Raw genomic sequence first — 23,018 nt, 5'->3', positions numbered from 1 at the left:
TTTTAAAACTTGAACGTCGTAATGATAGGAAGAAATCCAGAGGTTGCAACCCAGCCTCTGTTTTTCGGTAAAATAGAGGGTGTAGCTTATGAAAAAAGTACTTTGTGTCCTTTATCCTAATTTTTCTCTTTATGAGATAGCCACTTTAACAAGTACTTTAGCTCTGTCTTTTGACATCACGATTGATTATGTCGCTTCAAATCATTCGATGATTGTCTCTGAAGATGGTTTGCCCTGCCAACCGACGAAGACGTTGAATCAAATACGTCTAGAAGATTATTCTTGTGTCATTTTGCCAGGAATGGTAAATATAGGGTCTGCTCTACAGGATGAAAAATTAAATTCGTTTTTGAGGGGACTCGGCAAGCAGGATATCTTAATTGCAGCCATTTCTTCAGCGCCTATTTTGTTGGCAAAAGCAGGTTTATTGAATGATACGAAATTTACAGGTGGGATTTGGCAAAACTTCTTTGACTATTTTGAATTTGTTCCTCGGGAAAATTTCAAAGCAAAAGCTGTCCTGCAAGATAAAAATATCATTACTGCTATTGGCTTTGCACATCAAGAGTTTGCAAGAAAAGTAATTCTTGGTCTAGGTTTGGCAGAAAATACTGACAACTATTTTAAAGAACAGAACGAATATTCAGAAGAGGACTTGATTTTTACTCTATCGGACAAAGAGTTTGATGAAGTGAAACAGAGTATAGAAAATACTCTCTAATGATTTACTTATAAACTATAGAAAGGAATAAGGGTGTTCGAGTAACTGAACACGGGCTACGGACTGTGTCAAAAAGATAGTTTTTTCTAGGACGTAAGCGTCCGTCGTCAAAACTCTTATTTTGACTGTGTCCGTTTGACGCCCTTTGTATCTTGAATTATGAACAATACTGAATTTTATGATCGTCTGGGGGTGTCAAAAAACGCTTCGGCAGACGAGATCAAAAAGGCTTATCGTAAGCTTTCCAAAAAATACCACCCAGATATCAACAAGGAGCCTGGCGCTGAGGAAAAATATAAGGAAGTTCAAGAAGCCTATGAGACTTTGAGTGACGACCAAAAACGTGCAGCTTACGACCAGTATGGTGCTGCGGGTGCCAACGGTGGCTTTGGTGGTGCTGGCGGTTTTGGTGGCTTTGACGGAGCAGGTGGCTTCGGTGGTTTTGAAGATATCTTTTCAAGTTTTTTCGGAGGAGGCGGAGCTTCACGCAATCCAAACGCTCCTCGTCAAGGGGATGACCTCCAGTACCGTGTGAACTTGACCTTTGAAGAAGCTATCTTCGGAACAGAAAAGGAAGTTAAGTACAACCGTGAAGCAAGCTGTCGTACATGTAATGGATCTGGTGCTAAGCCAGGGACAAGTCCAGTCACTTGTGGACGCTGTCATGGTGCTGGTGTCATTAACGTCGATACGCAGACTCCTCTTGGTATGATGCGTCGCCAAGTAACCTGTGATGTCTGTCATGGTCGCGGAAAAGAAATCAAAGATCCATGTACAACTTGTCACGGTACAGGTCATGAAAAACAAGCTCATAGCGTCCATGTGAAAATCCCTGCTGGTGTGGAAACTGGCCAACAAATCCGCCTAGCTGGTCAAGGTGAAGCAGGCTTTAACGGTGGACCTTACGGGGACTTGTACGTGGTGGTTTCTGTTGAAGCCAGTGATAAATTTGAACGTGAAGGAACAACTATTTTCTACAAGTTGAATCTTAATATTGTCCAAGCAACTCTTGGAGATACTGTGGAAATTCCAACCGTGCATGGAGATGTTGAATTGGTTATCCCAGAAGGAACTCAGACTGGCAAGAAATTCCGTCTACGTGGCAAGGGAGCACCGAGCCTTCGTGGCGGTGCCGTTGGTGACCAATACGTTACTGTCAATGTCGTGACTCCGACAGGTTTGAACGACCGCCAAAAAGCAGCGCTTAAAGAATTCGCAGCTGCAGGTGATTTGAAAGTCAATCCAAAGAAAAAAGGCTTCTTTGACCATATAAAAGATGCCTTTGAAGGAGAATAAAGTAAAAAGAGCCGATCGGCTCTTTTTTTGTATAATCTTGGGAAATTTAGCATCGAGCAATCATTCTCCAATTAGTCTACTATTTATACTTTTGAGTGAGCAAGCCAGCAGTATCCATCTCCTGAATGAGTTGCTTGAATTCCTCTTCCTTTCCAGGCTTAACGGTGACGGTGTCAATGCGCTTAATCGCCGAATTATCCTGAATATCTACTAAGGTCAAAGCTTTTTCATAGAATGCAATTCCCTTTTTAAGACTTTCTTGATCTTTCCAATTTAGAATTGTGTAAGAAGATTTTGATTTCTTTCCTTTTTCTTGGAAATACTTCTCGCCCTCCTCCTTTAAAAATTGTATTAAACCGTGATTGAATAAGTTGTCCCCTACTTTATAGTAGGAAATCTCTCCTGTCTGGAGGACATAGACTTCGAGTCGGTTTTTGGTGAGTTTTGGACTTTCTTTTAGGACGGGGTGGCTATTGATGACATCATCAGAGAAAGTAACATAAAAATGTAAGCCTCCACCCTCAAATTGATACCTTCCATTTGATTCTACTTTCTTAGGAGGCATGTCAAGAGAGATAAAGATTTGTTTTAAGGCTTCATTCCCCTCACGGATGTCACTCGGTGAAGCCTTGAAAAGATTGGCCACTAGTAGAAATGCTAGGGCTGCAAGCAGGCAGAGGCAGCCGCAAGGGATCGCGATGACCTTCGCTAGAACTTTTACAAACTGTTTCATTTTCATTGCCTCCTTTTTCTGTTCAAATCTAGTAACCCAAAATGGAATTAAGGAAAGTTGGAGGCTTTCTTATTCTTGTTTTTCTTCTTGGAGGACCGCCATTCTGGTTTGGAAATCTTTTTCTAAGACTTTGAACTTGTAGGTCAAATCTTTTTGGTATTCCTTGATAAGGGCTTTTTGTTGGTCAATGATTTGCAGGCTGTTTTGGATGATATCCAAATCAGCCTTGATAGCTTCGACGCGGTCAGTTGTATCTAGCACTTCATCCTGAATGGCTTGGCGGTTTTTCACGACAAAATAACTTCCAGCTGCAGCTCCTGCGAATAGCAGTAGATTGGATAGTTTCATGGCATCTCCTTAGGCATTTCTAATGGATTCTGCGACTTGGGCAAGTTTGTCAAAGTCAGGTTCGTGGGCGATAAAGTCAATCTTGAGGTCATCTTCTGCACCGTAGCGAGGTACGAGGTGCACGTGAGTATGAAAGACCGTTTGACCAGCAACTTCCTCGCAGTTGGCGATGATATTCATACCAGCAGCCTTGGTAGCCTTCATGACTTTTTGAGCTACTGTTGGCACTTGGGCAAAGAGTTGGCTGGCACTTGTAGCATCCATTTCCAAAAGATTGCGATAGTGTTCTTTTGGTACGACTAAGGTGTGTCCAGGCGTTACTTGAGAGATATCAAGAAAGGCAAGAACCTGCTCATCCTCGTATACTTTTGAAGCAGGAATCTCCCCTGCGATAATCTTACAAAAAATGCAATCTGACATAAAATCCACCTCTACTGTATTGAATTTTGATATAATATAGCTACATTATACCAGATTCGGAGAAAATATGTTAGAAATTAAAAACCTGACAGGAGGCTATGTTCATGTCCCTGTCTTGAAAGATGTGTCCTTTACAGTTGAAAGTGGGCAGTTAGTCGGTTTGATCGGTCTTAACGGCGCGGGTAAATCAACGACAATCAATGAGATTATTGGTCTCTTGACACCTTACAGTGGGGAAATCAAGATTAATGGTTTGACCCTGCGAGAAGATGCGACTAGCTACCGCAAGCAGATTGGCTACATCCCAGAAACGCCTAGCTTGTATGAGGAATTGACTCTCAGAGAGCATATCGAGACGGTTGCTATGGCTTATGGTATTGAGCAGAATATAGCTTTCGAGCGAGTGGAACCTTTATTAAAAATGTTTCGTTTGGACCAAAAATTAGACTGGTTCCCAGTGCATTTTTCGAAAGGGATGAAGCAGAAGGTCATGATTATCTGTGCTTTTGTGGTGGATCCGAGCCTCTTTATCGTTGATGAGCCTTTCCTTGGCCTCGATCCGCTGGCTATTTCTGACTTGATTCAGCTTCTAGAAGTAGAGAAGCAAAAAGGCAAGTCCATTCTCATGAGTACCCACGTGCTGGATTCAGCGGAGAAGATGTGTGATGCCTTTGTCATCCTCCACAAGGGGGAGGTGCGAGCTCAGGGGAACCTCCAGCAACTCCGCGAAGCCTTTGACATGCCTGAAGCGAGTTTGAATGATATTTACTTGGCTCTGACCAAAGAGGAGGAGCTATGAAAGACTTATTTTTAAGGAGAAAGCAGGCTTTTCGTAAGGAGTGTGTCGGTTATCTGCGTTATGTTCTCAATGACCACTTTGTCTTGTTCCTGTTAGTTCTCATCGGTTTTCTAGCTTACCAGTATAGTCAACTCTTGCAAGATTTTCCTGAAAACCACTGGCCTATTCTCTTGTTTTTAGTAATAGTATCTACTTTGCTTTTGACTTGGGGAGGAATCGCGACCTATATGGAAGGACCTGACAAGCTCTTTCTCTTAGTCAGTGAAGAGGAGGTTAAGTCCCACCTCAAAGGGCAGACGATGCGCTCACTGGTCTTTTGGCTCTTTGTCCAAACCCTTTTCTTGCTTTTATTTGCGCCCTTATTTTTAGCCATGGGCTATGGCTTGCCAGTTTTTTTCATCTATGTGCTTTTATTGGGAACTGGGAAATATCTCCTCTTTCGTCAAAAAGCCAGTAAATTTTTTACTGATACTGGTCTCGACTGGGACTATGTGATCTCCCAAGAAAGCAAGCGCAAGCAAGTTTTGCTTCGTTTCTTTGCTCTCTTTACTCAGGTCAAGGGCGTTTCAAATAGTGTCAAACGTCGCGCTTATCTGGATTTTATCCTTAAAGCAGTTCAGAAAGTGCCGAGCAAGATTTGGCAAAACCTCTATCTTCGTTCTTATCTGCGAAATGGAGACCTCTTTGCCCTCAGTCTCCGCCTCTTACTCCTATCCTTGTTAGCTGTGATCTTCATCGAGCAGTCTTGGATCGCGACAGCAGTAGTAGTTTTATTTAACTATCTCCTGCTCTTTCAGTTACTGGCCCTCTATCATGCCTTTGACTACCAGTACTTGACTCAGCTCTTTCCACTAGAAAAAGGGGAGAAAGAGAAGGGATTGAAACAGATTGTACTCGGTGTGGGAAGTGCAGTTCTTTTGCTGGAATTGCTGGTCGGAGCAGTGGTTTTTCAAGAAAAAATAGCCTTGTTGGCTCTTGTAGGGGCTAGTCTCTTCCTACAATTGTTTTATTTGCCTTACCAACTAAAAAGATTGGTTGACGAATAGACCAAAAACTAGTAGAATAGTAAGGAAACTTTATACGGAGGAAAGAAATGGACTTGGGTGATAATGAGCTAACGCTGACCCCTATCCCTGGGAAGAGTGGCAAAGCTTATATGGGAAGCTACCCTGATGGGAAGCGCGTCTTTGTAAAAATGAACACCTCTCCAATCCTACCTGGCCTAGCCAGAGAACAAATCGCTCCTCAATTACTATGGACTCGTCGTTTGCCAGATGGCCGTGATATGTGTGCTCAGGAATGGCTGACGGGTAAAATCTTGACCCCTTACGATATGAATCGCAAGCAGATCATCAATATCTTGAACCGCCTTCACCGCTCGCGTCCTTTGATGAAGCAGTTGAGCCGTTTGGGATACACCATGGAAACACCAGTTGATTTGCTACGTTCTTGGCAGCAAGGAGTTCCAGAAATCTTGAAGCAGAACCACTATTTGAACAGTGTGATTGCGGAGCTAGGTAAGACGGTTCCAGGTTTTAGGGAAGACCATGCAACGATTGTGCACGGGGATCTTCGTCATAGTAATTGGATTGAGACAGAGAGTGGACTCGTTTATCTAGTGGATTGGGATTCGGTTCGTCTGACGGATCGTATGTTTGATGTGGCGCATTTGCTATGCCACTACATTCCAGATCATCAGTGGCGTCAATGGTTGAGAGACTACGGCTATAAGTACAATCAGACAGTGTTAGATAAATTGTATTGGTATGGTCAGTATTCTTACTTGAACCAGATTGCCAAATACTGTGAAAATCAAGATTTAGACAATGTAAACCGGGAGATTTATGCCTTGCGCGTCTTCCGTGACAAGTATGGAAAGAAGAGATGAGAGTTAGAAATCGTAAAGGGGCGACAGAATTACTAGAGGCCAATCCTCAGTATGTAGTCCTCAATCCCTTGGAAGCTAAAGGGAAATGGCGAGACTTGTTTGGAAATGATCATCCTATTCATGTTGAAGTTGGAAGTGGGAAAGGGGCCTTCGTATCAGGAATGGCCAAGCAAAATCCTGACATCAACTACATCGGGATTGACATCCAAAAGTCGGTATTAAGTTATGCCTTGGATAAGGTATTAGAAGTTGGAGTGCCCAATATCAAGTTGCTGTGGGTAGATGGTTCAGATCTGACCGACTACTTTGAAGACGGTGAGATTGATCGTCTCTACCTAAACTTTTCAGATCCCTGGCCTAAAAAACGCCATGAAAAGCGTCGTTTGACTTACAAGAGTTTCTTGGATACCTTCAAGCGCATCTTGCCTGAGAATGGGGAAATCCATTTCAAGACAGACAATCGTGGCTTATTTGAGTATAGTCTAGTGAGCTTTTCTCAGTATGGGATGAAACTCAATGGTGTTTGGCTGGACTTGCATGCCAGTGATTTTGAAGGCAATGTCATGACAGAATATGAGCAAAAATTCTCCAGCAAAGGTCAAGTGATCTATCGAGTTGAAGCAGAATTTTAAGAAATAGCTTGAAAACCAGCTGTTTGAGTGCTAATGCTTTACATAAATTGACAAACGTGCTATACTGATAGTAAGAATATGAGAAAGAGAGGCGGGGAAATATCTTCGCCTCTTGCTTATGAGGAGGTGGACGCAATCGCAACAATCGTAGAATTAGTCAGAGAAGTTGTAGAACCTGTCATCCAAGCACCTTTCGAGCTCGTGGATATCGAGTATGGAAAGATTGGCAGTGACATGATTCTCAGTATTTTTGTAGATAAACCCGAAGGAATTACCTTGAACGACACGGCAGACTTGACAGAAATCATCAGTCCTGTCTTAGATACCATCAAGCCCGATCCCTTCCCAGAACAATATTTCCTAGAAATCACCAGTCCAGGCTTGGAACGTCCTTTGAAAACCAAGGATGCTGTCGCTGGAGCTGTTGGGAAATACATCCATGTCGGGCTCTACCAAGCCATTGATAAGCAAAAAGTCTTTGAAGGCACCTTGGTATCCTTTGAAGGGGATGAGTTGACTATGGAGTATATGGACAAGACACGTAAGAAAACCGTTCAAATTCCATACAGTTTAGTATCAAAAGCACGTTTAGCAGTAAAACTATAGAAAAGAAAGGATAGCTTTTGAGGATTCAAAAGTAAAAAGAACATGAGTAAAGAAATGCTAGAGGCCTTCCGCATTTTGGAAGAAGACAAGGGAATCAAAAAAGAAGACATCATCGACGCAGTAGTAGAGTCGCTTCGTTCCGCTTATCGCAGACGCTATGGTCAATCTGACAGCGTAGCTATTGACTTCAACGAAAAAACAGGTGACTTTACAGTTTATACTGTCCGTGAAGTTGTTGATGAAGTATTTGATAGCCGTTTGGAAATTAGCTTGAAAGATGCCCTTGCCATTAATTCAGCCTATGAGCTTGGTGACAAAATCAAGTTTGAAGAAGCACCAGCTGAGTTTGGTCGTGTAGCAGCCCAATCTGCTAAACAAACCATCATGGAAAAAATGCGCAAGCAAACACGTGCCATCACCTATAATACTTACAAGGAACATGAACAAGAAATCATGTCTGGTACGGTAGAACGTTTTGACAACCGCTTTATTTACGTCAACCTTGGCAGCATCGAAGCCCAATTGTCAAAACAAGACCAAATCCCTGGAGAAGTTTTTGCTTCCCACGACCGTATTGAGGTTTACGTTTATAAAGTTGAAGACAACCCTCGTGGTGTCAACGTCTTTGTTAGCCGTAGTCATCCAGAAATGATCAAACGCTTGATGGAGCAAGAAATTCCAGAAGTGTATGATGGAACTGTTGAAATCATGAGCGTAGCCCGCGAAGCTGGTGACCGTACGAAAGTTGCCGTTCGTAGCCACAATCCAAACGTGGACGCTATCGGGACAATCGTTGGACGTGGTGGTGCTAATATCAAGAAAATCACCAGCAAATTCCACCCAGCTCGCTACGATGCCAAGAGTGATCGTATGATTCCTGTCGAAGAAAACATCGACGTTATCGAGTGGGTAGCAGATCCAGCTGAATTTATCTACAATGCCATCGCACCTGCAGAGGTTGACCAAGTTATCTTTGATGAAAATGACAGCAAACGTGCCTTGGTCGTTGTACCTGATAACAAACTTTCTCTTGCTATCGGTCGTCGTGGACAAAACGTTCGCTTGGCGGCTCACTTGACAGGTTACCGTATCGATATCAAGTCTGCAAGCGAATTTGAAGCGATGGAAGAAGCAGGTCAAGTGGATTATGCAGCTGCGGACGAATTGACGGAAGAATAAAAGCTGCTAGAGGAGGGAAAGATGAAAACAAGAAAAATCCCTTTGCGCAAGTCTGTTGTATCCAATGAAGTGATTGATAAACGTGATTTGCTCCGCATTGTCAAGAACAAAGAAGGACAGGTCTTTATCGATCCGACAGGCAAGGCCAATGGCCGTGGCGCTTATATCAAGCTAGACAATACAGAAGCCCTAGAGGCCAAAAAGAAGAAAGTCTTTAACCGCAGCTTTAACATGGAAGTGGAAGAAAGCTTTTATGACGAGTTGATCGCCTATGTTGATCACAAAGTGAAAAGAAGAGAGTTAGGACTTGAATAAGCAAAAGATAAGTAATCTCTTGGGACTTGCTCAACGAGCAGGCCGGATCATATCAGGTGAGGAATTGGTGGTCCAGTCCATCCAAGATCAGAAAGCCAAGCTAGTCTTTCTAGCCCATGATGCTGGTCCTAATCTGACCAAGAAGATTCAAGATAAAAGTGACTATTATCAAGTAGAAGTTATAACCGTGTTTTCAACACTGGAATTAAGCATAGCAGTCGGGAAACCGAGAAAGGTTTTGGCTGTGACAGATGCTGGATTTACAAAGAAAATGAGGTCTCTTATGGAATAGAAGAGGAGGACATGATTTGTCTAAGAAAAGATTGTACGAAATCGCAAAAGAACTTGGGAAAGAAAGTAAAGAAGTTGTAGCGCGTGCAAAAGAGTTGGGCTTGGATGTGAAAAGCCACTCATCGAGCGTGGAAGCTACTGCTGCTGAACAAATCGCAGCTAGCTTTAAACCAGCTGCTCCGAAAGCAGAAGCAAAACCTGTGACACCAAAAGCAAGTGTAGAAAAGAAAGCGGAAAAGCCTGCATCAGCTAAACCAGTAGCCGCTAAGGAAGAAAGCAAACCAGCTGCACCTGTAGCTCCTAAGGCAGAAAAAGTAGTGGCCGCAAGACCACAAAGTCGAAACTTCAAGGCGGAGCGTGAGGCGCGTGCCAAAGAACAGGCAGAGCGACGCAAACAAAACAAGGGCAACAACCGTGACCAACAACAAAACGGTAACCGTCCGAAAAACGACGGCCGTAATGGTGGCAAACCTGGTCAAGGAAACCGCGACAACCGCCGTTTTAACGACCAAGGGAAGAAACCACAAGGTCAAGGAAATCGTGGCAATGATCGCCGTCAGCAACAAGACTTCCAGCCAAAACAAGCTGGGCCACGTGTTGACTTTAAAGCCCGTGCAGCAGCCCTAAAAGCAGAGCAAAATGCAGAGTACGCTCGCTCAAGCGAGGAGCGCTTCAAACAATCGCAAGCTGCCAAAGAAGCCTTGGCTCAAGCTAATAAACGCAAGGAACCAGAGGAAATCTTTGAAGAAGCTGCTAAGCTAGCTGAACAAACTCAGCCTGTAGTTGAAGTAGCTCCTGTAGTCAAAGAGGCTGTAGTGGATACACGTCGTAAAAAGCAAGCTCGACCAGACAAAGATCGTGATGATTACGATCATGAAGAAGATGGTCCTAGAAAACAACAAAAGAATCGAAGTAGTCAGAATCAAGTGAGAAATCAAAGAAATAGTAACTGGAATAACAACAAGAAAAATAAAAAAGGGAACAAGCAAAACAACCGTAACCAGACTCCAAAACCTGTTACAGAGCGTAAGTTCCATGAATTGCCAACAGAATTTGAGTATACAGATGGTATGACTGTTGCGGAAATCGCAAAACGTATCAAACGTGAACCAGCTGAAATCGTTAAGAAACTCTTTATGATGGGTGTCATGGCCACACAAAACCAATCCTTGGATGGAGAGACCATCGAACTCCTCATGGTGGATTACGGTATCGAAGCCAAACAAAAGGTTGAAGTGGATAATGCCGACATCGAACGTTTCTTTGTCGAAGATGGCTATCTTAATGAAGATGAATTGGTTGAGCGTCCACCAGTTGTAACCATCATGGGACACGTTGACCATGGTAAAACAACCCTCTTGGATACCCTTCGTAACTCTCGTGTTGCGACAGGTGAAGCAGGTGGTATCACGCAGCATATCGGTGCCTACCAAATCGTGGAAAATGGCAAGAAGATTACCTTCCTTGATACACCAGGACACGCGGCCTTTACCTCTATGCGTGCGCGTGGTGCATCTGTTACCGATATTACTATCTTGGTTGTAGCGGCCGACGACGGGGTTATGCCTCAGACTATCGAAGCCATCAACCACTCAAAAGCGGCAAACGTTCCAATTATCGTGGCTATCAACAAGATTGATAAACCAGGTGCCAACCCAGAACGCGTTATCGGTGAATTGGCAGAGCATGGTGTTATGTCAACAGCTTGGGGTGGTGATTCTGAATTTGTTGAAATCTCAGCTAAATTCAACCAAAACATCGATGAACTCTTGGAAACGGTCCTACTTGTGGCTGAAATCCAAGAACTCAAAGCAGACCCAACAGTGCGTGCGATCGGTACGGTTATCGAAGCGCGCTTGGATAAAGGAAAAGGTGCGGTCGCAACCCTTCTTGTCCAACAAGGTACCTTGAATGTCCAAGACCCAATCGTTGTCGGAAATACCTTCGGTCGTGTCCGTGCCATGACCAATGACCTTGGTCGTCGTGTTAAGGTTGCAGGCCCATCAACGCCGGTTTCTATCACAGGTCTAAACGAAGCGCCAATGGCGGGTGACCATTTTGCCGTTTACGAGGATGAAAAATCTGCGCGTGCAGCAGGTGAAGAGCGTGCGAAACGTGCCCTCATGAAACAACGCCAAGCTACCCAACGTGTCAGCCTTGAAAACCTCTTTGATACGCTTAAAGCTGGTGAACTTAAGTCGGTTAACGTTATCATCAAGGCCGACGTACAAGGTTCTGTTGAAGCCCTTTCTGCCTCACTTCAAAAGATCGATGTAGAAGGTGTCAAAGTTACCATTGTCCACTCGGCAGTCGGTGCTATCAACGAATCTGACGTGACTCTTGCGGAAGCTTCAAATGCCTTTATCGTTGGTTTCAACGTACGCCCTACACCACAAGCGCGTCAACAAGCGGAAGCTGACGATGTAGAAATCCGTCTCCACAGCATTATCTATAAGGTTATCGAAGAGATGGAAGAAGCCATGAAAGGGATGCTTGACCCAGAATTCGAAGAAAAAGTTATCGGTGAAGCAGTTATCCGTGAAACCTTCAAGGTATCTAAAGTGGGAACCATTGGTGGATTCATGGTTATCAACGGTAAGGTTACCCGTGACTCGAAAGTCCGTGTTATCCGTGACGGTGTCGTTATCTATGATGGCGAACTCGCAAGCTTGAAACACTACAAAGACGACGTGAAAGAAGTTACAAACGGTCGTGAAGGTGGATTGATGATTGATGGCTACAATGATATCAAGACTGATGATGTGATTGAGGCCTATGTCATGGAAGAAATCAAGAGATAAGATTTTTGCTCCTTTCTTAGGTGGTGAGGGACGCAAGCAAACCGATGGTTTCATTGCTTATTTTTGAGTCTAGTGTCTCAAAAATCCCCTGTGATGGGACTGATAAATCAGTTCCATCACTTTCACCACAGCGAAAGAAGCGGATGAGTTCAAATTGAACTTCGTTTCAATTTGAGCTGAAAATCAATAAATTTAAAAATAGCTAGGTCTGCTGGCCTAGCTTTTGGTTCAAAGTAGAGAAAGGAATATCATGGCAAATCATTTCCGTACGGATCGTGTGGGCATGGAAATCAAGCGTGAAGTCAATGAGATTTTGCAAAAGAAGGTCCGTGATCCGCGTGTCCAAGGTGTGACCATTACAGATGTTCAGATGTTGGGGGATTTGTCTGTTGCCAAGGTTTACTACACCATTTTGAGTAACCTTGCTTCGGATAACCAAAAAGCTCAAATCGGGCTTGAAAAAGCAACTGGTACCATCAAACGTGAACTTGGTCGCAATTTGAAATTGTACAAAATCCCAGATTTAACCTTCGTCAAAGATGAGTCCATTGAATATGGAAACAAGATTGACGAGATGCTACGCAATCTGGATAAGAACTAAGAAAGAGGGGGAACCCTCTTTTTTAGTGTTTGCTAGTCAGGCTTATGGTATAATATAAGCAGGAAAATCATTTTAGAACATACATGGAGGTCGTCATGGACAATATCATCGATGTGTCAATTCCCGTTGCGGAAGTGGTAGACAAGCATCCAGAAGTCTTGGAAATCCTAGTGGAGCTGGGTTTTAAACCACTTGCTAATCCCTTGATGCGCAATACAGTCGGTCGCAAGGTATCGCTCAAACAGGGTTCTAAGCTCGAAGGAACTCCTATGGACAAGATTGTCCGCACACTGGAAGCGAATGGTTACGAAGTGATTGGATTAGACTAATGGCAGATGAACGGATTCATATCCTACGGGATATTTTGTTAGAATTGCACAACGGCGCATCTCCTGAGTCAGTTCAGGAGCGTTTTGATGCGACCTTTACAGGTGTCTCAGCTATTGAAATTTCCCTCATGGAGCACGAGCTGATGAACTCAGACTCAGGTGTCACCTTTGAAGATGTCATGGAGCTCTGTGATGTCCATGCCAATCTTTTTAAAAATGCTGTTAAGGGCGTCGAAGTGGAGGATACCGAACACCCTGGCCACCCCGTTCGCGTCTTCAAGGATGAAAATCTGGCTCTCCGTGCTGCCTTGATTCGCATTCGGAGATTGTTAGATACCTATGAGTCTATGGAAGACGAGGAAATGCTTGCGGAGATGCGCAAGGGTTTGGTCCGTCAAATGAGGCTTTTGGGGCAATTTGATGTCCACTACCAGCGCAAGGAAGAGCTCTTTTTCCCCATCATGGAGCGCTATGGTCACGATTCACCCCCTAAAGTTATGTGGGGAGTGGATGATCAGATCAGAGAACTCTTTCAGACAGCTCTAGCGACAGCCAAGTCACTACCAGAAGTGCCGATTAGCAGTGTAAAGGAAACCTTCGAAGCTTTTGCGATAGAGTTTGAAAGTATGATTTTCAAGGAAGAGTCCATCCTTCTCATGATTCTCCTTGAGTCTTTCACTCAGGATGACTGGATTCAGATTGCGGAGGAGAGCGATGCCTACGGCTATGCCATCATCCGTCCGTCAGAGAAATGGGTGCCAGAACGTCAGAGTTTTGTCGAGGAAAAGAGTGCAGAGGAGTCCGTGCAGCTAGACACAGCAGAAGGCCAAGTTCAGCAAGTTATCGATACGCCTGAAGGCCAGTTTACTATTACCTTTACCCCTAAGGAAAAGGAAGTGGTGCTGGACCGTCATAGTCAACAGGCTTTTGGCAATGGCTATCTCTCAGTCGAGCAGGCCAACCTCATCCTCAATCATCTTCCCATGGAGATTACCTTTGTCAATAAAGACGACATTTTCCAGTATTACAATGACAATGCGCCAGCTGATGAGATGATTTTCAAACGGACGCCGTCCCAAGTCGGGCGTAATGTAGAACTCTGCCATCCGCCCAAGTACCTAGAAAAGGTGAAGGCCGTTATGAAAGGTCTTCGTGAAGGTAAAAAGGACAAGTATGAAATGTGGTTCAAGTCAGAGTCGCGAGGCAAGTTTGTCCACATCACCTATGTCGCCGTACACGATGAAAACGGAGAATTCCAAGGAGTGTTGGAGTATGTTCAGGATATTCAGCCCTACCGTGAGATTGATACGGACTATTTCCGTGGATTAGAATAAGGAGAATCAATGAGTTACGAACAGGAATTTATGAAGGAATTTGAAGCTTGGGTCAATACCCAGATTATGATCAACGACATGGCGCACAAGGAAAGTCAAAAGGTCTACGAGGAAGATCAAGACGAGCGTGCCAAAGATGCCATGATTCGCTACGAGAGTCGCTTGGATGCCTACCAGTTCTTGCTTGGTAAGTTTGAAAACTTCAAGGCAGGTAAGGGATTTCATGATTTGCCAGAGGGATTGTTTGGCGAGCGAAATTATTAAAATAGTGATACTTTCTTGATTTTTTCCCAAAATCTTGATAGAATATCTTTATTAAATCCTTGTCAGAGCAGGGATTTTTTATTGAAAGGATTTTATCATGTCAAAGAAACTCCAACGTAAAAAACAATTGCGAAATAGCCTTCGTCGTTCAGGTGCATTTTCAAGTACAGTGACCAAGGTTGTAGAAGAGACCAAGAAAGTCGTAAAACATGCAGAGAAGTCTGCCAGCGAAGCAGGAAAAGTTGTCTCTAAGAAAGTGGAACAAGCAGTAGAAGCGACCAAGGAACAAGCTCAAAAAGTAGCTAATTCTGTAGAAGATTTCGCAGCTACTTTGGGTGGTCTCTCAGTAGATCGTGCTAAGACTTTCTATGATGAAGGCATCAAGTCAGCTGCTGATTTTAAAAACTGGACGGAGAAAGAACTCCTTGCCTTGAAAGGAATCGGCCCAGCTACCATTAAGAAATTAAAAGAGCACGGAATCAGCTTCAAGTAATCTTTCTTGTCCCTTGCTTTTCCGAGAAAAAATTGCTACAATAGAGCCATTAGAGGTGTTTTGGATTCCACATTTTACAGAAAGTGGCGGTGCTGAGAAGTCCACAAATGTGTCAAAACTGGTTGCTGATGGATGAAAAATGAAATAAAAAGTCTTTTTGTTTTAAAGACAAGAGTTGCGGGCAACTGCCCGAAGTTGGGTGGTACCGCGGATAAGCACATTCGTCCCTGTCATGTAGATGGCAGGGGCGATTTTTTGTAGAAAGCGAGGCAGGAAAATGACCAGAGCAGAGTTGCCAGAACGAATAGAAACCGAGCGACTTGTCTTGCGAGTCCGTACAGTGGCGGATGCTGAGGATATCTTTGACTATGCCAGTTGTCCAGAAGTCTCTTACCCAGCAGGTTTTCTACCTGTCAAGACCTTGGAAGATGAGATTTATTACCTAGAACATATCCTTCCCGAGCGTAATCAAAAGGATAATCTCCCAGCAGGCTACGGAATTATCGTTAAAGGAACCGATACAATCATTGGTTCTGTCGATTTCCCCTGTCGCTACGAAGACGATGTTCTGGAGATTGGCTATACCTTGCACCCAGACTATTGGGGACGAGGATATGTCCCAGAAGCAGCACGTACCTTGATTGATTTAGCTTTTAAAGAATTGAATCTTCATAAAATTGAATTGTCTTGTTTTGGCTACAATGTCCAAAGTCAACGAGTCGCAGAGAAGCTTGGCTTCACTCTAGAAGCTCGCATAAGGGACCGCAAAGATGCCCAAGGAAATCGCTGTGACAGTCTGATATATGGCTTGCTGAAGAGTGAGTGGGAGAGTTTTTAATGAGTAAGATATATTCTTGTTTTTATATGCTTTAAGGGAGACATGATGAGAAGTAGTCATAATCAAATATTAGATGCCTGGATTACAGTAGAACAATTATCAGAAGGGAATATTGAAAAAAGTGATTCTAAGTATAAGATTTTTCAAGGTGATGATTATCAATCAATATTAAAAGATTTTTTTAAACGTCAAAAATTAAAATCCAGTTCAGGGATTGCTGTTTATTGTGGAATTTTCCCTTTTCGAAAAATTATTGAAGTGTTAAGAGGCAAATACAATTTAAAAGCGACGGAGGAAGAATTGGGAAGAGCTTCTTATAAATTTACTTTTGCTCTATACTTTGATAAAGATTTGAAGTTCTTGGCTGATAAGTTTTTTTTAACCATGAGTGGGCAAATTTTCAAAAATAGGGAATTGCCTAAAGATTTTTTAATAGCAGAAAATGAGCTTCGAGAACAGTTAGGTCAGGCGTTTCTTGATGGAGAGTTCAATGAAGTTTTTAGTAAACTTCTCAAAAAGTATGAGATTTCACCAAGTGATTGCAGATATTATTTTGTTAAGAATTTCGATGACGAAATAAATTTACATTCATTTTTTCTAAAGGATTTGAAATATGCAAAATCAATTTATAATGAAAATCTCAATCGTTATTTATCAGGATCCGATTCTGTAAGGGTCAATCTGGACGGCAATAAAGAATCATCCTATTTTAATCCCAAAGATTTAGAAACTATACTTGAACCGAAAAATTATCCATTAGGAAGATTTCCTAGTAACCCTAAATATGCTCTGTCCATGATGCAACAAGTAGCTGTAAATTTAGCTTCGAATGCGGATGAAGATGTGAGAAGTGTCAATGGTCCTCCGGGAACTGGTAAAACGACACTTTTAAAAGATATTTTTGCAGATCTGGTAACGGAACAGGCGAGAATTATTAGTGAATTATCGGCTCCTAAGCTTAAAGGGAATCTAGTTTGTCATGACAAATCTGATCTTATTGCAAAATTACCAAAAGAAATTGCAGAAAAGGGAATCGTAGTTGCAAGTTCTAATAATGGTGCTGTTAAAAATATTGTTAATGAATTACCCCAAAGAAAAGAAATTTATCAGAAATTAAATTGGTTAGATGAATTAAAGAAAATTGATTATTTTGCTGAAATCAGTAATGATTTATTGTTAGAAGATGAAGATGTTTCTAACGACAAAAAATATTGGGGATTGTTTTCGATAGAAGGTGGAAAAAAACAGAATAGAGACCGTCTGCAAAATGTTTTAAAAGCAATACGACAAGAGTTGAATTCGGATAAATTTCAATCGAATCCATCAGTATACGAAGAGTTTAAAATTCAATATCAGAAGCTATTTGATAAAAGAGAAAAGATGCAAGATATAGCAGATAAGATTCGATTGCATGTAAAATTGAAAAATGCTTACCAGCAGGTTGAGATAGAGTTTCATCAGGATGATGCCCAAAGACGTTCAGAACTATCTAAAATACGGGATAAACATATTCAATTAGAAAATAGTAAAAAGGAAATAGAATCTGAGCTGTTTGAGCATGAGCGTCTTATTTCTATGTTAAATGTTAACAAACAGATAGCAGCACAAGATGTTGAGTTGATAAAATTACAAGCTCCACGTTTCTTATGGTTAAAAAGACTTTTCACACCATCGAAATTAGATACTTATTTTACGAGATTGAATCAAGCGAATGAAAGTCTAAAAGCAGAACTGAAGAAAGTACATGATGAAAGTCAATATTGCCACGGTTTGCAAAAAGAGATAAAAATGCATGAACTTGAATTAAATCAATTGAGTCAAAGGCAACAGAGATATAATGAATGGAAATCTAAACAAGAAGATAAATTAATTCATCATCAGGAAAAAATTTTGAAATTACAATCGGAACTTGCTACATACCCTGTTAAAAAGTTGAATTTTTCTGTTCCATATGAAGAACTACAAGTATCAAATTTTTGGTTTGATGATGACTATCGAGAAGAGCAGAGTCGTTTGTTTATTAAAGCACTGGCAGTTAGGAAGCAATTTATATATGACAATAAAAAGCATTTTGAAAAAGCATTATGGATTTGGGAGAAGCCTCAAAACTATTCAATGAGAGATAATGCTAGTGATTTATATAAAGCTGCGTGGGATTGGGTCAATTTCACTGTTCCAGTTATTAGTACAACTTTTGCAAGCTTTAATTCCATGTTTCGGTGTTTGCCTGAAAATAGTATCGGTAATGTATTTATTGATGAAGCTGGTCAGGCATTACCTCAAGCAAGTGTGGGGGCTATTTTTAGAAGTAAACGTATTATGGCTGTTGGAGATCCTTCTCAAATACAACCAGTACAGACTATGGATAAAAATATTTTAGGATTTTTAGCACAGCACCACAAGATAGCCTTTAAATATCTTGTATCATCAACGCAAGAATTGATGGATTCTGCTAGTAGATATGGTTTTAAAAAACAAGATGGGACATGGATAGGACTTCCTCTCTGGGTTCATCGTCGTTCTAGTGATCCGATGTTCAGTATTTCCAATAAAATTTCTTATGATAATTTAATGGTTCAAGGAAAGGAAGAAGCTCGAGGTCTGGGAGAATGGTTTGACGTTGGTGGAGGTGCTAAGGATAAATTTGTTCCTGAGCAAGCTGATTATTTGAAAGAAGAGTTGCAGAAAAGACATGAGGAATTTGATGATATCTATGTCATTACTCCTTTTAAAAATGTATCGGTTCAACTAGCAAAAGAACTAGATAAAATCGGTTTCACAAAGCGGGAAAATGGAAAACCTATAAATGTAGGGACGGTACATACTTTCCAAGGAAAAGAAAATAAGATTGTATATTTTGTGCTTGGAGCAGATAATATGAGTGAGGGGGCTGCTCGTTGGGCTGTCTCTGAACCCAATATTTTAAACGTTGCAGCGACTAGAGCTAAAGAAGAGTTTTATATTATTGGGAATAAATCTCTTTACAAAGCCACACAGAGCCCTATTATAAGAGATACTATTGATATTTTAGATGCTTATCAAAGTAGCTTAGAAATTAACTAGAAAGGACACACACATGTCTAAAGAACTTTCACCTAAATACAATCCAGCCGAGGTTGAGGCTGGTCGCTACCAAAAATGGCTTGATGCGAATGTTTTCAAGCCTTCAGGCGATAAAAAGGCTAAGCCTTATTCAATCGTGATTCCACCACCAAACGTTACAGGTAAGCTTCACCTTGGTCACGCTTGGGATACAACTTTGCAAGATATCATCATCCGTCAGAAGCGCATGCAAGGTTTTGACACGCTTTGGCTACCAGGGATGGACCACGCTGGGATTGCCACTCAGGCTAAGGTCGAGGAGCGCTTGCGTGGTGAGGGCATTAGCCGTTATGACCTGGGTCGTGAATCTTTCTTGACGAAAGTCTGGGAATGGAAAGATGAATATGCCACTACCATTAAGGAACAATGGGGCAAGATGGGGCTCTCTGTAGACTACTCTCGTGAGCGTTTCACTCTTGACGAAGGTTTGTCAAAAGCTGTCCGTAAGGTCTTTGTCGAGCTTTACAAGAAAGGCTGGATTTACCGTGGTGAGTTTATCATCAACTGGGACCCAGCAGCTCGCACAGCTCTTTCTGATATCGAGGTGATTCACAAGGATGTCGAAGGTGCCTTCTACCACATGAACTACATGCTGGAAGACGGCTCACGCGCTCTTGAAGTTGCGACAACTCGTCCTGAAACTATGTTTGGAGACGTAGCCGTTGCGGTCAATCCAGAAGATCCACGCTACAAGGACTTGATTGGCAAACATGTCATCCTTCCAATCGCTAATAAATTGATCCCAATCGTTGGAGATGAGCATGCAGATCCTGAGTTTGGTACAGGTGTCGTGAAAATCACACCTGCCCACGATCCAAACGACTTCTTGGTTGGTCAACGTCACAACTTGCCACAAGTCAACGTCATGAACGACGACGGAACTATGAACGAGCTTGCCTTCGAATTTGCAGGCATGGACCGTTTTGAAGCTCGTAAGGCAGTCGTTGCCAAGTTGGAAGAAATCGGTGCCCTCGTTAAAATCGAAAAACGTGTCCACAGTGTTGGTCACTCAGAGCGTACAGGTGTCGTGGTTGAGCCACGCTTGTCTACGCAATGGTTCGTTAAGATGGACCAATTGGCGAAAAATGCCATTGCCAACCAAGATACAGAAGACAAAGTAGAATTCTACCCACCTCGTTTCAACGATACCTTCCTCCAATGGATGGAAAATGTCCACGACTGGGTAATCTCTCGTCAGCTCTGGTGGGGCCACCAAATCCCTGCTTGGTACAATGCTGAGGGTGAAATGTACGTCGGTGAGGAAGCTCCAGAAGGCGACGGATGGACTCAAGACGAAGACGTCTTGGATACTTGGTTCAGTTCTGCCCTCTGGCCATTCTCAACCATGGGCTGGCCGGATGTCGATTCAGAAGACTTCAAACGCTACTTCCCAACTTCAACCTTGGTAACAGGTTACGACATCATCTTCTTCTGGGTATCTCGTATGATCTTCCAATCCTTGGAATTCACTGGCCGTCAGCCATTCCAAAACGTTCTGATCCACGGTCTCATTCGTGACGAGCAAGGACGCAAGATGTCTAAATCTCTCGGTAACGGTATTGACCCGATGGACGTCATCGAGAAATACGGTGCTGATGCCCTTCGTTGGTTCCTCTCAAACGGTTCTGCGCCAGGTCAAGACGTGCGCTTCTCTTACGAGAAAATGGATGCTTCGTGGAACTTCATTAACAAGATTTGGAACATCTCTCGCTACATCCTCATGAACAATGAAGGCTTGACCCTTGAGCAAGCAACTGCCAATGTGGAAAAAGTGGTTAACAAGGAAGCTGGAAACGTCACAGACCGTTGGATTCTCCACAACCTCAATGAAACGATTGGTAAGGTCACTGAAAACTTTGATAAGTTTGAGTTTGGTGTTGCTGGACACATCCTCTACAACTTCATCTGGGACGAGTTTGCGGACTGGTACGTTGAATTGACCAAGGAAGTCCTTTATAGCGATAACGAAGAAGAGAAAGTTATCACACGTTCTGTTCTCCTTTACACTTTGGACAAGATCCTTCGTCTCCTTCACCCAATCATGCCATTCGTGACAGAGGAAATCTTTGGACAAATCTCAGAAGGCTCTATCGTTACAGCAGCATACCCAACTGTCAACCCAGCCTTTGAAGACCTGACTGCTCACACTGGTGTTGAAAGCCTCAAAGACTTGATCCGTGCTGTACGTAATGCGCGTGCGGAAGTGAACGTAGCACCAAGCAAGCCTATCACCATCCTTGTTAAAACAAGCGATAGCGACTTGGAAGCCTTCTTTAACAGCAATGTCAACTATATCAAACGCTTCACAAATCCAGAACACTTGGAAATCGCATCAACCATCTCTGCGCCAGAACTCGCGATGTCAAGTGTCATCACAGGAGCAGAAATCTACTTGCCACTGGCTGACCTCCTCAATGTCGAAGAAGAACTCGCTCGTCTCGACAAGGAACTGGCTAAATGGCAAAAAGAACTGGATATGGTCGGTAAAAAGCTCTCTAACGAACGCTTCGTAGCCAACGCCAAACCAGAAGTCGTCCAAAAAGAACGCGACAAACAAGCCGACTACCAAGTCAAGTACGATGCGACCGTAGCACGTATTGATGAGATGAAGAAGTTGGTGAAATAAACACAGAAACACGGTGATGAGCCGTGTTTTTTGGTATAATGAATTAAGGCTATTGATTGGAGTGTTTGATTTAATTATGTTTGATTTAATTGTGCCGTCGTTATTTATAGGTTTATCAATTTATTTTTTATGTAAAAAGATTGGAATTTTTGATTGGATTTTATACTTTATTTTGTATTATATTTTTGCTAATGTTATAGGTCTCTTCGTAAAAAATGATATTTTAATTATGAATTTTGCCAATCTATTGTTGCTTTGTTTAATAATTCCTTTATTTTTATTCTTAGGAACTTTTTATAATAGATCCTTAACTTTCATACAAAAAGTTTTTGCCTATATTTTTTATGCTTTTTTTTTAATTATATATAGTTCTAATATTTCAAAATTTGTACTTTCATTTGAATTAGAATATAAAATTTTATTTTATTTTTTTATCATGTTTTTACCAATTAAATTATTTGTTAGAGGAGTACCAATTTTTCTTTCAGAGAATAATTGTATAAAGAATTGGTTTAATCCATTTTTAAGTCGATTTAAAAATATTAAACAAAATGTTTTAGTAGATAATTTTGATTTTTATACAAACATGTTAGCTATCATAAGCTTTATTTTAATCTATCTTATAATTAGATTTAATCCTTTAAATATTAAGTTTATAGGCTCTGAATGGGAAAATAATTTTTCTGATGGTTTATTTTCTATAATAAAGAATGCAACCCCTATACTTTCTTTATATGGGATGTACTTTGGATTTCTTCAATTTGTAGCTAATACTGCTGAAGAATATATTTATATGGGCGAGAATAAATTAAATTATATATTAAATCGNTCTTTTGCTTATCAGTTAAGCAAATCGAAGGTGTTTTACTTTTTTATTCTGTCTTTTTGTTTAATTCCATTTGTCTCTATTATTCTAAATAGAAATATTCTATTGATTAATTTTCAAAAAGATCTAAATATTATCTGGCAAATAGATTTCTTCTTTTTATTATTTCTGTATCTTTTTTTGGTCATAACAATGATTAAAACAGTAAGTACAACTATTGAATTAAGAATTGGTCAAGGAAAGTGGATTGAAACAAAAATCCTTACTAATTATAAAATTTTTTATGCAAATCTATTTTGGCGTTCTTATAGGTTAGGTGAGCCATCTCTGTTTTTTAATAGTTTAGAAAAGGATTTAAATAAAATAAATGAGTATAGCGAAGCAGATCAATTGCTAAACGGTGTTTTTGATAGAATATTTGAAGAATTTAAATATAAGTTCTTTAATGAGAGATGGACTAATTTAAATATACCTGAGTTGCTAATATATTATTCAGAATATATTAAGGAGTTTACGAACTTTATGAAGAAAAGGAATAAAGGTCAAACTATTTCTTCAAACAGTTGGTTCTATATA

22 protein-coding genes are annotated in these 23,018 nt (G+C 41.5%); 19 read left to right on the top strand and 3 right to left on the bottom strand.

Features of this window, described 5'->3' with window-relative positions; translation table 11 throughout:
* Positions 1–88 precede the first annotated feature (88 nt).
* Together D8803_RS08045 and dnaJ are read left to right on the top strand one after the other, a co-directional pair.
* A complete protein-coding gene (locus D8803_RS08045) occupies positions 89–721 on the top strand; it encodes a DJ-1/PfpI family protein (protein WP_061417942.1) in 633 nt (210 codons plus the stop codon).
* Between the two features lie 159 nt (positions 722–880).
* Entirely contained in the window at positions 881–2,017 is a 1,137-nt protein-coding gene (gene dnaJ, locus D8803_RS08040; protein ID WP_001066315.1) for a molecular chaperone DnaJ, read from the top strand.
* Positions 2,018–2,096: 79 nt separating this feature from the next.
* Here dnaJ and D8803_RS08035 read toward each other — a convergent pair whose 3' ends face one another.
* From D8803_RS08035 to D8803_RS08025, 3 genes are all read right to left on the bottom strand, one after another.
* Positions 2,097–2,750 (bottom strand): hypothetical protein, encoded by a 654-nt coding sequence (locus tag D8803_RS08035; RefSeq protein WP_061587524.1) that lies wholly within the window; start codon positions 2,748–2,750, stop codon positions 2,097–2,099.
* A gap of 69 nt (positions 2,751–2,819) precedes the next feature.
* Complete coding sequence (locus D8803_RS08030; RefSeq protein ID WP_007519263.1) at positions 2,820–3,098, bottom strand: hypothetical protein; 279 nt, start codon at positions 3,096–3,098, stop codon at positions 2,820–2,822.
* Between the two features lie 9 nt (positions 3,099–3,107).
* Positions 3,108–3,518 (bottom strand): HIT family protein, encoded by a 411-nt coding sequence (locus D8803_RS08025; protein ID WP_061428391.1) that lies wholly within the window; start codon positions 3,516–3,518, stop codon positions 3,108–3,110.
* A 67-nt stretch (positions 3,519–3,585) separates the two neighbouring features.
* On the opposite strand from D8803_RS08025, the gene D8803_RS08020 reads away from it, so the two are divergent.
* The 17 genes from D8803_RS08020 (at position 3,586) to D8803_RS07940 (ending at position 21,616) form a co-directional block, all read left to right on the top strand.
* On the top strand, positions 3,586–4,317 hold the full coding sequence (locus D8803_RS08020; RefSeq protein ID WP_131200793.1) for an ABC transporter ATP-binding protein: 732 nt from the start codon (positions 3,586–3,588) through the stop codon (positions 4,315–4,317).
* Positions 4,314–5,363, top strand: a complete 1,050-nt coding sequence (locus D8803_RS08015) for an ABC transporter permease (protein WP_131200792.1) — start codon at positions 4,314–4,316, stop codon at positions 5,361–5,363. The genes D8803_RS08020 and D8803_RS08015 overlap by 4 nt, the downstream gene beginning before the upstream one ends.
* A 47-nt stretch (positions 5,364–5,410) precedes the next feature.
* On the top strand, positions 5,411–6,205 hold the full coding sequence (ccrZ, locus tag D8803_RS08010; protein WP_000363019.1) for a cell cycle regulator CcrZ: 795 nt from the start codon (positions 5,411–5,413) through the stop codon (positions 6,203–6,205).
* Positions 6,202–6,837, top strand: coding sequence for a tRNA (guanosine(46)-N7)-methyltransferase TrmB (trmB, locus tag D8803_RS08005; protein WP_001266088.1), 636 nt, complete (start codon positions 6,202–6,204; stop codon positions 6,835–6,837). The genes ccrZ and trmB overlap by 4 nt, the downstream gene beginning before the upstream one ends.
* Positions 6,838–6,963: 126 nt before the next feature.
* Positions 6,964–7,443: a ribosome maturation factor RimP gene (rimP, locus tag D8803_RS08000; protein ID WP_000338696.1), complete on the top strand. Its 480-nt coding sequence runs from the start codon at positions 6,964–6,966 to the stop codon at positions 7,441–7,443.
* 42 nt (positions 7,444–7,485) lie between these two features.
* On the top strand, positions 7,486–8,622 hold the full coding sequence (gene nusA, locus D8803_RS07995) for a transcription termination factor NusA (protein ID WP_000032278.1): 1,137 nt from the start codon (positions 7,486–7,488) through the stop codon (positions 8,620–8,622).
* 21 nt (positions 8,623–8,643) lie between these two features.
* The gene (rnpM, locus tag D8803_RS07990) at positions 8,644–8,937 is read left to right on the top strand and encodes an RNase P modulator RnpM (RefSeq protein ID WP_000857568.1); all 294 of its coding nucleotides are present in this window, start codon (positions 8,644–8,646) and stop codon (positions 8,935–8,937) included.
* Positions 8,930–9,229 carry a YlxQ-related RNA-binding protein gene (locus tag D8803_RS07985; protein WP_131200791.1) on the top strand — a complete coding sequence of 100 codons (300 nt, stop codon included), beginning with the start codon at positions 8,930–8,932 and terminating at the stop codon, positions 9,227–9,229. Before rnpM ends, D8803_RS07985 begins: the two co-directional genes overlap by 8 nt.
* Before the next feature lie 16 nt (positions 9,230–9,245).
* Positions 9,246–12,029 (top strand): translation initiation factor IF-2, encoded by a 2,784-nt coding sequence (gene infB / locus D8803_RS07980; RefSeq protein ID WP_131200790.1) that lies wholly within the window; start codon positions 9,246–9,248, stop codon positions 12,027–12,029.
* 250 nt (positions 12,030–12,279) lie between these two features.
* On the top strand, positions 12,280–12,630 hold the full coding sequence (gene rbfA, locus D8803_RS07975; RefSeq protein WP_001273601.1) for a 30S ribosome-binding factor RbfA: 351 nt from the start codon (positions 12,280–12,282) through the stop codon (positions 12,628–12,630).
* Between the two features lie 95 nt (positions 12,631–12,725).
* Positions 12,726–12,959: a DUF1858 domain-containing protein gene (locus D8803_RS07970; RefSeq protein WP_000368739.1), complete on the top strand. Its 234-nt coding sequence runs from the start codon at positions 12,726–12,728 to the stop codon at positions 12,957–12,959.
* A complete protein-coding gene (locus D8803_RS07965) occupies positions 12,959–14,293 on the top strand; it encodes a DUF438 domain-containing protein (RefSeq protein WP_131200789.1) in 1,335 nt (444 codons plus the stop codon). Before D8803_RS07970 ends, D8803_RS07965 begins: the two co-directional genes overlap by 1 nt.
* Positions 14,294–14,302: 9 nt before the next feature.
* Positions 14,303–14,557, top strand: a complete 255-nt coding sequence (locus D8803_RS07960; RefSeq protein WP_000119707.1) for a DUF1912 family protein — start codon at positions 14,303–14,305, stop codon at positions 14,555–14,557.
* Between the two features lie 97 nt (positions 14,558–14,654).
* Entirely contained in the window at positions 14,655–15,050 is a 396-nt protein-coding gene (locus D8803_RS07955; RefSeq protein ID WP_000038699.1) for a helix-hairpin-helix domain-containing protein, read from the top strand.
* A gap of 277 nt (positions 15,051–15,327) precedes the next feature.
* A complete protein-coding gene (locus D8803_RS07950; RefSeq protein ID WP_061417906.1) occupies positions 15,328–15,888 on the top strand; it encodes a GNAT family N-acetyltransferase in 561 nt (186 codons plus the stop codon).
* Positions 15,889–15,933: 45 nt separating this feature from the next.
* Positions 15,934–18,951: a DEAD/DEAH box helicase gene (locus tag D8803_RS07945; protein ID WP_131200788.1), complete on the top strand. Its 3,018-nt coding sequence runs from the start codon at positions 15,934–15,936 to the stop codon at positions 18,949–18,951.
* Between the two features lie 13 nt (positions 18,952–18,964).
* Positions 18,965–21,616: a valine--tRNA ligase gene (locus D8803_RS07940; RefSeq protein WP_131200787.1), complete on the top strand. Its 2,652-nt coding sequence runs from the start codon at positions 18,965–18,967 to the stop codon at positions 21,614–21,616.
* Positions 21,617–23,018: the final 1,402 nt, after the last annotated feature.

Source organism: Streptococcus oralis, from assembly GCF_003943385.1.
GTDB classification, from domain to species: Bacteria; Bacillota; Bacilli; order Lactobacillales; family Streptococcaceae; genus Streptococcus; species Streptococcus oralis_CA.
This window is presented reverse-complemented; position numbering and strand designations above follow the sequence as displayed.

Bases quoted from the DNA above. Each gene is read 5' to 3' on its own strand.
- D8803_RS08015 (WP_131200792.1), top strand. From the start codon at position 4,314: ATGAAAGACTTATTTTTAAGGAGAAAGCAGGCTTTTCGTAAGGAGTGT.
- D8803_RS07965 (WP_131200789.1), top strand. From the start codon at position 12,959: ATGGCAGATGAACGGATTCATATCCTACGGGATATTTTGTTAGAATTG.
- D8803_RS07960 (WP_000119707.1), top strand. From the start codon at position 14,303: ATGAGTTACGAACAGGAATTTATGAAGGAATTTGAAGCTTGGGTCAAT.
- D8803_RS07950 (WP_061417906.1), top strand. From the start codon at position 15,328: ATGACCAGAGCAGAGTTGCCAGAACGAATAGAAACCGAGCGACTTGTC.
- D8803_RS08045 (WP_061417942.1), top strand. From the start codon at position 89: ATGAAAAAAGTACTTTGTGTCCTTTATCCTAATTTTTCTCTTTATGAG.
- D8803_RS08035 (WP_061587524.1), bottom strand. From the start codon at position 2,750: ATGAAACAGTTTGTAAAAGTTCTAGCGAAGGTCATCGCGATCCCTTGC.
- D8803_RS08030 (WP_007519263.1), bottom strand. From the start codon at position 3,098: ATGAAACTATCCAATCTACTGCTATTCGCAGGAGCTGCAGCTGGAAGT.
- dnaJ (WP_001066315.1), top strand. From the start codon at position 881: ATGAACAATACTGAATTTTATGATCGTCTGGGGGTGTCAAAAAACGCT.
- D8803_RS07940 (WP_131200787.1), top strand. From the start codon at position 18,965: ATGTCTAAAGAACTTTCACCTAAATACAATCCAGCCGAGGTTGAGGCT.
- D8803_RS07955 (WP_000038699.1), top strand. From the start codon at position 14,655: ATGTCAAAGAAACTCCAACGTAAAAAACAATTGCGAAATAGCCTTCGT.
- D8803_RS07945 (WP_131200788.1), top strand. From the start codon at position 15,934: ATGAGAAGTAGTCATAATCAAATATTAGATGCCTGGATTACAGTAGAA.
- nusA (WP_000032278.1), top strand. From the start codon at position 7,486: ATGAGTAAAGAAATGCTAGAGGCCTTCCGCATTTTGGAAGAAGACAAG.
- D8803_RS08020 (WP_131200793.1), top strand. From the start codon at position 3,586: ATGTTAGAAATTAAAAACCTGACAGGAGGCTATGTTCATGTCCCTGTC.
- D8803_RS07970 (WP_000368739.1), top strand. From the start codon at position 12,726: ATGGACAATATCATCGATGTGTCAATTCCCGTTGCGGAAGTGGTAGAC.
- ccrZ (WP_000363019.1), top strand. From the start codon at position 5,411: ATGGACTTGGGTGATAATGAGCTAACGCTGACCCCTATCCCTGGGAAG.
- rnpM (WP_000857568.1), top strand. From the start codon at position 8,644: ATGAAAACAAGAAAAATCCCTTTGCGCAAGTCTGTTGTATCCAATGAA.
- D8803_RS08025 (WP_061428391.1), bottom strand. From the start codon at position 3,518: ATGTCAGATTGCATTTTTTGTAAGATTATCGCAGGGGAGATTCCTGCT.
- trmB (WP_001266088.1), top strand. From the start codon at position 6,202: ATGAGAGTTAGAAATCGTAAAGGGGCGACAGAATTACTAGAGGCCAAT.
- rbfA (WP_001273601.1), top strand. From the start codon at position 12,280: ATGGCAAATCATTTCCGTACGGATCGTGTGGGCATGGAAATCAAGCGT.